This window comes from Oxalicibacterium sp. (assembly GCF_035565035.1).
Lineage (GTDB): Bacteria > Pseudomonadota > Gammaproteobacteria > Burkholderiales > Burkholderiaceae_D > Oxalicibacterium.
Genome location: NZ_DATMTD010000037.1, coordinates 41,709 through 53,760 on the forward strand (window position 1 = coordinate 41,709; position 12,052 = coordinate 53,760).

The window sequence follows — 12,052 nt, forward strand, 5'->3', positions numbered from 1 at the left end:
AATCAAGTCGCAGAAACAAAAACGCCCCGGAATCGGGGCGTTTTTTATTGGAGCCTGACTGCGTGCGAAATTACTTCGCCGACATCAATGCCACCGTCGTATCCAGCATGCGGTTCGAGAAGCCCCATTCATTGTCGTACCATGACGATACTTTCACCAGACGTCCCGATACTTTCGTCAGCGTCGAATCGAAGCTGCTCGAGGCTGGGTTGTGGTTGAAATCGACAGAGACCAGTTGTTCGGTCTGATAGGTCAGGATGCCTTTCAGCGAACCTTCGGCGGCTTCCTTCATGATCGCGTTGACTTCATCGACCGTCGTATCGCGTGCAGCGATGAACGACAGATCGACGATCGAAACGTTGATGGTCGGTACGCGGATTGCGAAGCCGTCCAGCTTGCCGTTCAGTTCCGGCATGACCAGGCCGACTGCTGCGGCAGCGCCGGTCTTGGTCGGGATCATCGAGTGCGTGGCCGAACGTGCGCGGCGCAGGTCTTCGTGCATGACGTCGGTCAGCACTTGATCGTTGGTGTACGAGTGCACGGTGGTCATCAGGCCGTTGACGATGCCGAGCTTGTCGTTCAGCGGCTTGACCAGCGGTGCCAGACAGTTGGTGGTGCACGATGCGTTCGAGATGACGGTGTCGGTCGATTTCAATACCGTGTGATTGACGCCGTACACGATCGTCGCGTCGACATCCTTGCCGCCCGGTGCGGAGATGATGACTTTCTTCGCGCCGCCTTTCAGGTGGGCGGAGGCTTTTTCCTTTGTGGTGAAGAAGCCGGTGCATTCCATCACGACGTCGACCTTCAGGTCGCCCCATGGCAGCTTGGCCGGATCGCGTTCTGCGAAAACCTTGATGCGGTCGCCGTTGACGATCATGCAATCGCCGTCGACTTCGACGGTGCCGGGGAATTTGCCGTGAACGGTGTCGTAGCGGGTCAGGTGCGCGTTGGATTCCGGTTTGCCCAGATCGTTGATGGCGACGATTTGAATGTCGTTCTTTTTGCCGCCTTCATAGTGAGCACGAAGGACATTGCGGCCGATGCGGCCGTAACCGTTAATTGCAACGCGGATGGTCATCTTTTTCTCCAGAAAATTTCAACTCGGTTTCAACTGCAAAACATTCTTCAATAACGGAACACGGCGCTTCGGCAGTTATTTACTGCACGATTGTTGCAGCAGGGCCAGATCGCGCCAGCCATAACCGGCTTCAGTCAGTTCGAGGCCGTCCCATGTGAACGGTTGTTCGACCAACAACTCTGCGCCGAGTTCTTCATAAAACTTGCGTGCGGCCTGATTGGCGGCAATCACCCAGACCATCAATCCGCTGGCGCCCTGACGTTGCATCGCATCGGCAATCATTGCCAGCAGACGTCGGCCGACGCCGCCACGTTGTGCGATCGGTTTCAGGTAGATCGCAGTCAGTTCGGCATCGAAGCCCAGCTTTTCCGGATTCAACATCATGCCGGATGCAAAGCCGACGATTTCATCGCCGGCTTCTGCCACGCAGACGCAGACTGTCGGCACATCGGCCAGCAGAACCTGCGACCACATCGTCGTGCTTTCTTCTGCACGCATGCCGTCGAGATACGCATCGGGCATGACGCCGCGATAGGTGGTGCGCCAGCTGTCGACACGCAACGCGGCGATCGCCGCCGCATCGTCAGCCGTCGCGCGGCGAAACGTGATTTCGGTCACGCGGCGCTGCTTTGCAAAACGTTCTTGACGGCCGCGACCACGTTCTCGACGGTAAAGCCGAAGTGCTTGAACAGTACGCCGGCCGGTGCCGACTCGCCGAAGGTGTCGATACCGACCACGCCGCCTTCAAGGCCGACGTATTTGTGCCAGAAGTCGGTGACGCCGGCTTCGATTGCCACGCGCGGCACGCCTTTGGTCAACACGCTGGCTTTATAGGCAGCATCCTGACGATCGAAAACGTCGGTCGACGGCATCGAGACGAGGCGAACCGCCACGCCGTGCTTGGTCAATTCGTCTGCTGCTTTGCCTGCCAGTTCGATTTCCGAGCCGGTGGCGATCAGGATGATTTGTGCGTTGGCTGCATCGCGCAGTACATAACCGCCACGTTTGATGTTGGCGATCTGTTCTGCAGTGCGTTCCTGGAACGGCAGGTTCTGGCGCGAGAAGATCAGCGTGCTCGGACCGTTGTGGCGTTTGACCGCTTGTTCCCAAGCGACAGCCGATTCGACCGTGTCGCATGGACGCCAGTTGTCCAGATTCGGAATCAGGCGCAGGCTCGATACGTGCTCGATCGACTGGTGCGTCGGGCCGTCTTCGCCGAGACCGATCGAGTCGTGCGTGAAGACGAACAGCGAACGGATCTTCATCAGCGCCGCCATGCGCAGTGCATTGCGGCTGTAGTCGGAGAACGTCAGGAAGGTTGCACCGAACGGAATGTAGCCGCCATGCAGGGCGATACCGTTCATGATGGCGCTCATGCCGAATTCGCGCACGCCGTAATTAATATGATTACCGGCCTGGTCGGCACGAACAGCAACGCATTCCTTCCAGTTGGTCAGGTTGGAACCGGTCAGGTCGGCCGAGCCGCCGAGGAATTCAGGCAGGCTTGGTGCATAGGCTTGAATAGCGTTCTGGCTGGCCTTGCGGGTGGCGATCGTTTCTTTCTTGTCGTTGCAGGCGGCAATGTAGTCGGTGACGATCTTGTCGAAATTGCTTGGCAGTTCGCCTTTCATGCGGCGTACCAGTTCGGTCGCCTGCTGCGGGAATTTTTCGCCGTAGGATTTCAGCAGTGCATTCCAGTCGCCTTGCGACTTGGCGCCTTTTACCTTGGCGTCCCATGCGGCATAGACGTCGTCGGCAACGACGAACGGCACATCGCTCCAACCCATCGCTTCGCGCGTGGCGGCGATTTCCTTGTCGCCCAATGCTGCGCCGTGCACATTGTGCGTGCCGGCCATGTTCGGCGAGCCTTTGCCGATCACGGTTTTGCAGCAGATCATCGTCGGCTTGTCGGATTTCTTCGCCTGCGCGATGGCGGCATTGACGGCATTCACGTCGTGACCGTCGACTGCGCGGATGACGTTCCAGCCATACGCTTCGAAACGTTTCGGGGTGTCGTCCTGGAACCAGCCTTCGACATGACCGTCGATCGAGATGCCGTTGTCGTCATACAGCGCGATCAGTTTCGACAGGCGCAGCGTGCCGGCCAGCGAACAGGCTTCGTGCGAAATGCCTTCCATCAGGCAGCCGTCGCCGAGCAATACGTACGTGTGGTGATCGACGACGTCGAAGCCCGGACGGTTGAATTCCGCTGCCAGCAGTTTTTCGGCGAGCGCCATGCCGACGGCATTGGTGATGCCCTGGCCGAGCGGACCGGTCGTCGTTTCGATACCTGGCGTGATATCGACTTCCGGATGGCCAGGCGTTTTCGAATGCAACTGGCGGAAGTTGCGAATCTCATCCATCGACAAGTCGTAACCGGTCAGGTGCAGCAGCGCGTAGTGCAGCATCGAGCCGTGGCCGTTCGACACGACGAAACGGTCGCGGTTGACCCATTTTGGATCGGCAGGGTTGTGCGAATAGTGATTCGACCACAGTGCGACGGCGATTTCCGCCATTCCCATCGGCATGCCGGGGTGACCGGAATTGGCCTTTTGTACTGCATCCATTGCCAGCGCACGGATTGCGTTGGCCATTTTGTTCGTCGGGAGCGTGGAAGTCATGTTTGAGTAGATGGCGAGTCGAATGGAATAGAATCAATGCAGGCATGCGTGCAGCGAAACCTCTTTGCTGCGAAGCCGCATATTTTACCAGAGTGAGGCCTCGGACTAAAATCGCGTTCCGGCTCTTTTCTGTGAAAAGGCATGCCGGATCGACAACTTACGGACAATTCATGCCTCGTTTTTACTGCCCGCAGCCGCTTGCCATCGGCGGCATCGTTACCTTGCCGGATCACGTCGCCCATCATGTGCAGGTGGTGCGCCTGACGATCGGCGACCGCATTACGCTGTTCAATGGCGAAGGCGGCGAATACACGGCGACCATTGCCACCATCGAAAAAAAGCGCGTCACGGCTGAAATCAAGCTGTTCGAACCGCGCGAAGTCGAACTGCCATACGCGATCACGCTGGCCCAGGCCTTGCCGGAAGCGTCGAAGATGGACTGGATCGTCGAAAAAGCCGTCGAACTCGGTGTGCACGCGATCCAGCCGCTGGCAGCGCAGCGTTGCGTGGTGCGTCTGTCTGCCGAACGCGCAGAAAAAAAACTGCAGCACTGGCAGGGCATCGTCATCGCGGCGTCCGAGCAAAGCGGGCGTAACCGCTTGACGAATATGGTGGAGCCGGTCGATTTCGGCCAGTGGACGCAACAACAGGATCTGCATGTGCGCGTCATGCTCAGCCCGCGCGCCGACCAGTCATTGTCCGATTGGGCACGCCATCACCCGCCGCAAACGGTGGCATTGATGATCGGACCGGAAGGCGGGTTCACCGACAGGGAAGAAGAGTTGGCGGTTGCGCAGGGCGTACTGATGCTGTCGATGGGACCGCGCGTGCTCCGCACGGAAACCGCCGGATTGGCCGCCGTGGCGGCGCTGAATGCGGTTTGGGGCGCGATGTAGACACCTTCGTGCCCGTCCGAAAGCGGTGAAAGCGCGGGTGAAAGCATTTATAATTCAAGGTTTTGCGACGGGTTCCCCGTCAAATTCCAGCCAATTCAATGAAGGTATTTCGCGGACTTCCCAATGCTGCATCGCGCGCACCGTGTGCGCTGGCGATCGGTAACTTCGACGGCGTGCATCGCGGGCATCAGGCGCTGCTGGCACGCCTGCGCGAAGTGGCGTCGAACATGGGGCTGGAATCCGCTGTGATGACTTTCGAGCCGCATCCGCGCGAATTTTTCGCCGCGCGTGCAGGCGATCCGTCGAAGGCGCCGAAGCGCATCGCCGGTCTGCGCGACAAGCTGGAATCGTTGTCTGCCGCGGGCGTCGATCGCGTGATCGTCGAACATTTCAATGCGCATTTCGCTTCGTTATCGCCACAGGAATTCGTCGAGAAGATTCTGGTGCAGGGTTTGCACGTCAAGTGGTTGATCGTCGGTGAGGATTTTTGTTACGGCGCCAAACGCGCGGGCAATGTGCAAACGCTGATCGAAGCGGGGCGCGAATACGGATTCGAGGTTGAATCGCAGCCGACCGTGACCAGTCACGGCGACCGCGTTTCATCATCGGCGATACGCGCTGCGCTGGAGAAGGGTGATTTCGCCCAGGCAGAGACGCTGCTCGGTCATCCGTATGCGATGAGCGGCCACGTCATTCACGGCAAGAAGCTGGGACGCACGATCGGTTTCCCGACGCTGAACATGCGCATCGGGCACAAGCATCCGGCGTTGTCGGGCATCTATATCGTGCAGGTACATGGACTGGATGCGCGGCCGTTGCCCGGTGTCGCCAGCATCGGGGTGCGACCGACAGTGGACGACAGCGGCCGCGTCTTGCTGGAGACGCATCTGTTCGACTATGCGCAACAATGCTATGGACGCTTGATCCGTGTGGAATTCCTGAAGAAGCTGCGCGACGAAGAAAAATACATCGATCTGCCGACACTGACTGCTGCAATCGAAGGTGATGCGGTGCAGGCGCGTGCTTATTTCAAGCAGATGGCCGATGCGGCAACTTCTGCGACCGACCGAATTTGACGACCGAACGCTTTACTTTCCGTTCGTTCGATCCAACGAATTTTTAAAAAGAAAATCCCATGTCCGACAAGCCAAACAAACCAGCCAAGTCCGAGGGCAAGGCAGACGGTAAGCAAAGCAGCAAGTATCCGGTCAACATGACCGATACGCCTTTCCCGATGCGTGGCGATCTCGCCAAGCGCGAACCGCAGTGGGTCAAGCAATGGCAGGATAAAAAGATCTATCAAAAAATCCGCGAAGCGTCGAAAGGCCGTCCGAAGTTCATCCTGCATGACGGCCCGCCATACGCGAACGGCGACATCCATCTGGGCCACGCGGTCAACAAGATACTGAAGGACATGATCGTCAAGACGCGTCAGTTCGACGGCTACGATGCACCGTACGTGCCGGGCTGGGATTGCCACGGCATGCCGATCGAAATCCAGATCGAAAAATTGTATGGAAAAGGCCTGCCGACCACTGAAGTCATGGCGAAGGCGCGCGCCTATGCGAACGAACAGGTCGAGAAACAGAAGAAGGATTTCATCCGTCTCGGCGTGCTCGGCGAATGGGATCGTCCGTACAAGACGATGGACTTCGGCAACGAAGCCGATGAAATCCGCGCGCTCGGCACGCTGATGGAAAAAGGCTACGTCTATCGCGGCCTGAAGCCGGTCAACTGGTGCTTCGATTGCGGTTCCGCACTGGCGGAAGCGGAAGTCGAATATCAGGACAAGCGCGATCCGGCGATCGACGTCGGCTTTCCGTTTGCGGAACCGGAGAAGGTTGCCAAGGCATTCGGCCTGCCAGCGTTGCCGGTTGAAAAAGGGTATGCGGTCATCTGGACCACGACACCGTGGACGATTCCATCCAATCAGGCGCTGAACGTGCATCCGGAACTGCGCTATGCGTTGGTCGAGACGACGCGCAATAACGAACCGCTGTTGCTGATCCTTGCTGCAGATCTGGTCGAAAGCGTGTTGCAGCGTTACGGCTTCGAGGGCAGGACGATTGCAACGTGCGACGGTGCGGCGCTGGAAGGCGTTCGCTTCAAGCATCCGTTCGCATCCGAAGATGCAGCGTACAATCGCACGGCGCCGATCTATCTGGCCGATTACGTCGCAGCCGATAGCGGCACCGGCATCGTGCACGCGGCACCGGCCTACGGTATCGAGGATTTCATCTCGTGCAAAAAGCACGGTTTGCGCGACGACGAAATCATCGCGCCGGTGATGGGCGACGGCAAATACGCATCGTGGCTGCCGTTCTTCGGCGGCATGACGATCTGGGAAGCGTCGAAACCGATTTGCGCCAAGCTGGAAGAAGTCGGCGCGCTGTTCAAGCTGGTCATGTTCGATCACAGCTACATGCATTGCTGGCGTCACAAGACGCCGATCATCTATCGCGCGACGTCGCAATGGTTCGCCGGCATGGACGTGATGCCGAAAAATCAGGGTGCGACGCTGCGTGAAACCGCATTGAGCGCGATCGAGGACACGCAATTCTTCCCGAGCTGGGGCAAGGCGCGTCTGCACGGCATGATCGCCAATCGTCCCGACTGGACCTTGTCGCGTCAGCGTCAATGGGGCGTGCCGATGGCGTTCTTCGTGCACAAGGAAACCGGCGACCTGCATCCGCGCACGCCCGAGTTGCTGGAACAGATTGCGCAACGCGTCGAACAGCACGGCATTGAAGCGTGGCAGGCACTCGATCCGAAGGAATTGCTCGGCGCCGACGCCGACATGTATCTGAAGAACAAGGACACGCTGGACGTCTGGTTCGATTCCGGCTGCACGCATCAAACGGTATTGCGCGGTTCGCACAAGGACGAACTGGCGTTCCCGGCCGACCTGTATCTGGAAGGATCGGATCAGCATCGCGGCTGGTTCCATTCGTCGCTGCTGACGGCGTCGATGCTGGATGGTCGTGCGCCGTACAAGGCGTTGCTGACGCACGGCTTCACCGTCGATGGCGAAGGCAAGAAGATGTCGAAATCGCTCGGCAACACGCTCGCGCCGCAAAAGATTTCCGACACGCTGGGCGCGGACATCCTGCGTCTGTGGATCGCATCGACCGATTATTCCGGCGAGCTGTCGATCTCGGATGAAATCCTGAAACGCGTGACCGAAAGCTATCGCCGCATCCGCAATACGCTGCGCTTCCTGATGTCGAACACGTCGGATTTCGACGCGAAGAAGGATCTGGTGCCGGTTGCCGACATGCTGGAAATCGATCGTTACGCGATTGCACAGATGAACGCGATGCAGGCCGAGATTCTGGCGCATTACAAGATCTACGAATTTCATCCGGTGGTCGCCAAGCTGCAAGGCTACTGCTCGGAAGACCTCGGCGGCTTCTATCTCGATATCCTGAAGGATCGCCTGTACACCAGCGGTGTCACGTCGCACGCACGTCGTTCGGCGCAAAGCGCGATCTGGTATCTGACGCAATCGCTGTTGCGTCTGATGGCACCGATCCTGTCGTTCACGGCGGAAGAAGCATGGACCATCTTTGCCGGTGCAGATGCAGGGGATACGATCTTCACGCAAACGAACTATGTGCTGCCGCCTGTATCGGACAGCACAGCCCTGCTGGCGAAATACGCGGCATTGCGCGAAGTGCGTAATGACGTGACCAAGCAACTGGAAGAAGTGCGTGTTGCCGGTGGCATCGGATCGTCGCTGCAGGCAGAAGTTGAAGTGAAAGCCAGCGGTGACAAGTTCGATCTGCTGAACAGCCTGGACGACGATCTGAAGTTCGTGCTGATCACGTCTCAGGCGAAAGCTGTCAAGGTTGCCACGCCGGAAGAAGAATCCGTCACCGTCACGCCGTCAGGCGCGCAGAAATGCGAACGCTGCTGGCACTATCGTCCTGCAGTGGGTGCGCATGCCGAACACCCGGGGCTGTGCGACCGTTGTGTGGACAATCTGTTCGGCAACGGCGAGAAACGTCGTTACGCTTGAAGTAAAGCTGGATGCGGGACCGATGCAAACGCGCCGCTTCGGTTGGTCGAAGCGGTTTCATGACTTGGCAGGATGGATATCACATGGTTTTCAAACGCAAGACAAATACATTCGGCAGTTCCGGCACCAGCATCATGCCGTGGCTTGGTGTTGCACTCATCGTGATCCTGCTGGACCAGGTTACCAAGATCGCGATCTCGCGTCTGTTCGTGTACGGTGAATCGCAACCGGTGACATCCTTTTTCAATCTGGTTCTTGTCTACAACAAGGGTGCGGCATTCAGTTTCCTGGCCACCGAAACTGGCTGGCAGCGTTATTTCTTCACCGCGATGGGTATTGCAGCGGCGGTGTTCATCATCTACCTGTTGCACAAGCATGCCGGCCAGCGGCTCTTCAGCTGGGCGCTGTCGCTGGTGTTGGGCGGTGCCATTGGCAATGTGATTGACCGGATGCTGCACGGCCACGTGATCGATTTCCTCGATGTGCATGTCGGCGGCTGGCATTGGCCGGCTTTCAATATTGCCGACAGTGCGATCTGCATCGGCGCAGTATTGTTCATCTACGACGAGTTGCGCCGGGTCGGCAAATAGGCGCCCGCAGGATTTGAACTGATACACTAGCCCGCGACATCTTCAGGAGCCTTCGAATGGATCTTGCCGGTAAAAAAATCGTGCTGGGACTGACCGGCGGCGTTGCCTGCTACAAGGCAGCAGAATTGACGCGTGCGCTCGTCAAGGCCGGCGCTTCGGTGCAAGTGGTGATGACGAATGCGGCGACGCATTTCATCACGCCGGTGACGATGCAGGCACTGTCCGGCAATCCGGTCGTGACAGATCAATGGGATGCGCGCGTCGCCAACAACATGCCGCACATCGATCTGACACGCGGTGTCGATGCGATCGTGATCGCGCCATGCTCCGCCGATTTCATTTTCAAACTGGCACATGGCGCCTGCGACGATCTGCTGTCGACACTGTGCGTCGCACGTCACGAATCGCTGCCGTTGCTGATTGCTCCGGCGATGAATGTCGAGATGTGGCAGAACCCGGCGACGCGTCGCAATGTTGCGCAAGTGAAAGCCGATCGCATTGCGGTGCTTGGCCCGGACGCCGGTGACCAGGCATGCGGTGAGACAGGCATGGGCCGTATGCTGGAGCCTGAACAGTTGCTGGAAGAAATCGTCGCCTGTTTCCAGCCGAATCTGCTGGTCGGCAAGAGCGTGATGATCACCGCCGGACCGACGTTCGAGCCGATCGATCCGGTGCGCGGCATCACCAATCTGTCATCGGGAAAAATGGGTTATGCCCTCGCACGCGCGGCGCGTGAAGCGGGGGCCGACGTCACATTGGTTTCCGGACCGACGGCGCTGGATGCGCCGCATGGCGTGCATCGCATCAACGTGCAGACGGCCGAGCAGATGCATGACGTCGTGATGTCGCGCGTTTCTTCGCAGCATGTCTTCATCGCCGTCGCCGCCGTGGCCGACTGGCGCGTCAAGAATGTCAGCGCGCAAAAGATCAAGAAGGACGCGAGCGGCAATGCGCCGGCGCTGGAGTTCGAGCAGAATGCCGATATTCTTGCTGCCGTTGCTGCACTGGAAAAACGTCCGTATTGCGTCGGCTTCGCTGCCGAATCGGAAAACCTTGCCGAATACGGCGACGCCAAACGCAAGAAGAAAAACATCCCGCTGCTGGTCGGCAACATCGGTCACCAGACTTTCGGCCAGGACGACAACGAACTGATGCTGTTCGACGAAAAAGGCCATCTGCCGTTGCCGCGCGCCGACAAGCAGACGCTTGCGCGGCAGTTGATCGGCGAAATTGCACAGCGCCTGGCTGACTGATTTGCGTCATCACAATTAATTTCTCATCCTCTATTCCTGCCTGATGAAAACCATTGACGTCAAAATCCTCGATCCGCGCATGAAAGAACAGATGCCTGCCTACGCAACCCAGGGCAGTGCAGGCCTCGATCTGCGCGCCTGTCTCGATGCACCGCTCACGATTCAGCCGGGCGAAACGCATCTGGTTCCGACAGGTCTGGCGATTCACATTGCCGATCCGGGTTATGCGGCAATGATCCTGCCGCGCAGCGGCATGGGCCACAAGCACGGCATCGTGCTCGGGAACCTAGTCGGCCTGATCGACTCCGATTACCAGGGCCAGTTGATGGTCTCCACGTGGAATCGCGGACAAACCGAGTTCACGCTGAATCCGATGGAACGCCTGGCGCAGCTCGTGATCGTTCCGGTAATGCAGGTCGGTTTCAATGTGGTCGATGACTTCGATGCCAGCGAGCGCGGTGCCGGCGGATTCGGCAGCACCGGCAAACACTAATTTTCAGGAGAAGATTTCATGCAAGGCCTGCTTCATCCCTTCCTGTTTCAATTGAAGCGTGCGCCTTTAGTCAAGGCTGCGCTGCTTCCCGTCCTGTTTCCTGCTGCATTGCTGCTGGCTGGCTGCAGCACGGTTTCTCTCGATACACCGACCGGCGCAGCAGCGGGTTCAGGCAGCGATTCACCGCAATTGCAGATGTTGCGGACGATAACGTCGCAACAGGATCGCCTGTATCGTGTTGCAGCGCCCCTGCTGGTCAATAACACGTCGCTGTGCAAGGGCAATGTACGCAATCTGATCGGCTTCAGTGCCAAGACCAAATATTCTTATTCGGAAGACTATGTCGGTGCTGCCACTGCACTCGGACTTGAAGAGCGTCTGAAAGTGACCGGTGTGCTGAACGACAGCGGGGCCGCTCGTGCAGGCGTCAAGCGCGGCGATATCCTGACGTCGGTGCAGGATCAGCCGATGCCGCAAGGACCGAATGCGGAGCGCCAGGCGGCTTCCGTTCTCGGTCCCTTGGTCGGCAGCCGTTCGAATGTCAAACTCGGATTGAGCCGTAACGGCAGCCCGCTGTCGGTGAATGTGCCGTTGACGCAAGCTTGCGGTTTCGGTATCGAACTGGGCAATGTCGATAGCGTCAATGCCTATTCCGATGGTCGCCGCGTACTGGTGACGCGCGGCATGCTGAATTTTGCGCGCAACGATACGGAAGTCGCCTATGTGCTGGCGAAGGAACTCGCGCACAATGCACTGGGTCATTCGACACGTCAGCAGATGAGCGCCACTGTCGGCGGCATCATCGACAACATGACGCGCGTAACGCCTGACACGAGCATGTTGAGCGGTACTGCGGGCGTGAAGCCCATGCCGCAGGAACTCGATGCAGCCGCCGACACGCTGGCGTTGTATATGCTGGCACGATCGGGTTACAGCATCGATGGCGCGGCGGCATTCTGGCAGCGTCTGGCCGATCAATATCCGGTGACGGTGTTGAATGGTTACACAGCGGTTCATCCGGCGACCGCTTACCGCCTTGCAGCGATTCGCAAGACTGCGGATGAGATCAAGGCGAAACAGAAAGCGAAGAAGACCCTGAC

General features: G+C 58.4%; 10 protein-coding genes. 7 read left to right on the forward strand and 3 right to left on the reverse strand.

The features are described from left to right. Positions 1–70: 70 nt before the first annotated feature. From gap to tkt, 3 genes are all read right to left on the reverse strand, one after another. Entirely contained in the window at positions 71–1,081 is a 1,011-nt protein-coding gene (gene gap, locus VN114_RS03795) for a type I glyceraldehyde-3-phosphate dehydrogenase (RefSeq protein ID WP_325512150.1), read from the reverse strand. A 75-nt stretch (positions 1,082–1,156) separates the two neighbouring features. Then, the gene (locus VN114_RS03800) at positions 1,157–1,699 is read right to left on the reverse strand and encodes a GNAT family N-acetyltransferase (RefSeq protein ID WP_325512152.1); all 543 of its coding nucleotides are present in this window, start codon (positions 1,697–1,699) and stop codon (positions 1,157–1,159) included. Then, complete coding sequence (gene tkt / locus VN114_RS03805; RefSeq protein WP_325512154.1) at positions 1,696–3,702, reverse strand: transketolase; 2,007 nt, start codon at positions 3,700–3,702, stop codon at positions 1,696–1,698. The genes VN114_RS03800 and tkt overlap by 4 nt, the downstream gene beginning before the upstream one ends. 170 nt (positions 3,703–3,872) lie before the next feature. On the opposite strand from tkt, the gene VN114_RS03810 reads away from it, so the two are divergent. From VN114_RS03810 to VN114_RS03840, 7 genes are all read left to right on the forward strand, one after another. Then, positions 3,873–4,598, forward strand: a complete 726-nt coding sequence (locus tag VN114_RS03810; RefSeq protein ID WP_325512156.1) for a 16S rRNA (uracil(1498)-N(3))-methyltransferase — start codon at positions 3,873–3,875, stop codon at positions 4,596–4,598. A gap of 98 nt (positions 4,599–4,696) precedes the next feature. Then, a complete protein-coding gene (locus VN114_RS03815) occupies positions 4,697–5,674 on the forward strand; it encodes a bifunctional riboflavin kinase/FAD synthetase (protein WP_325512158.1) in 978 nt (325 codons plus the stop codon). A 59-nt stretch (positions 5,675–5,733) separates the two neighbouring features. Next, positions 5,734–8,616: an isoleucine--tRNA ligase gene (ileS, locus tag VN114_RS03820; protein WP_325512160.1), complete on the forward strand. Its 2,883-nt coding sequence runs from the start codon at positions 5,734–5,736 to the stop codon at positions 8,614–8,616. 83 nt (positions 8,617–8,699) lie between these two features. Continuing rightward, the gene (gene lspA / locus VN114_RS03825; protein WP_325512162.1) at positions 8,700–9,206 is read left to right on the forward strand and encodes a signal peptidase II; all 507 of its coding nucleotides are present in this window, start codon (positions 8,700–8,702) and stop codon (positions 9,204–9,206) included. Between the two features lie 56 nt (positions 9,207–9,262). Next, positions 9,263–10,459, forward strand: coding sequence for a bifunctional phosphopantothenoylcysteine decarboxylase/phosphopantothenate--cysteine ligase CoaBC (gene coaBC / locus VN114_RS03830; RefSeq protein ID WP_325512164.1), 1,197 nt, complete (start codon positions 9,263–9,265; stop codon positions 10,457–10,459). 43 nt (positions 10,460–10,502) lie between these two features. Next, complete coding sequence (gene dut / locus VN114_RS03835; protein WP_325512165.1) at positions 10,503–10,952, forward strand: dUTP diphosphatase; 450 nt, start codon at positions 10,503–10,505, stop codon at positions 10,950–10,952. An 18-nt stretch (positions 10,953–10,970) separates the two neighbouring features. Further along, the coding region (locus VN114_RS03840; protein ID WP_325512167.1) for a M48 family metalloprotease at positions 10,971–12,052 on the forward strand (1,082 nt) is incomplete at its 3' end.

What these genes read in the sequence shown, in the direction of transcription:
- gap (WP_325512150.1), bottom strand. Translation starts at nt 1,081, where the DNA reads ATGACCATCCGCGTTGCAATTAACGGTTACGGCCGCATCGGCCGCAAT.
- tkt (WP_325512154.1), bottom strand. Translation starts at nt 3,702, where the DNA reads ATGACTTCCACGCTCCCGACGAACAAAATGGCCAACGCAATCCGTGCG.
- VN114_RS03810 (WP_325512156.1), top strand. Translation starts at nt 3,873, where the DNA reads ATGCCTCGTTTTTACTGCCCGCAGCCGCTTGCCATCGGCGGCATCGTT.
- VN114_RS03815 (WP_325512158.1), top strand. Translation starts at nt 4,697, where the DNA reads ATGAAGGTATTTCGCGGACTTCCCAATGCTGCATCGCGCGCACCGTGT.
- ileS (WP_325512160.1), top strand. Translation starts at nt 5,734, where the DNA reads ATGTCCGACAAGCCAAACAAACCAGCCAAGTCCGAGGGCAAGGCAGAC.
- lspA (WP_325512162.1), top strand. Translation starts at nt 8,700, where the DNA reads ATGGTTTTCAAACGCAAGACAAATACATTCGGCAGTTCCGGCACCAGC.
- coaBC (WP_325512164.1), top strand. Translation starts at nt 9,263, where the DNA reads ATGGATCTTGCCGGTAAAAAAATCGTGCTGGGACTGACCGGCGGCGTT.
- dut (WP_325512165.1), top strand. Translation starts at nt 10,503, where the DNA reads ATGAAAACCATTGACGTCAAAATCCTCGATCCGCGCATGAAAGAACAG.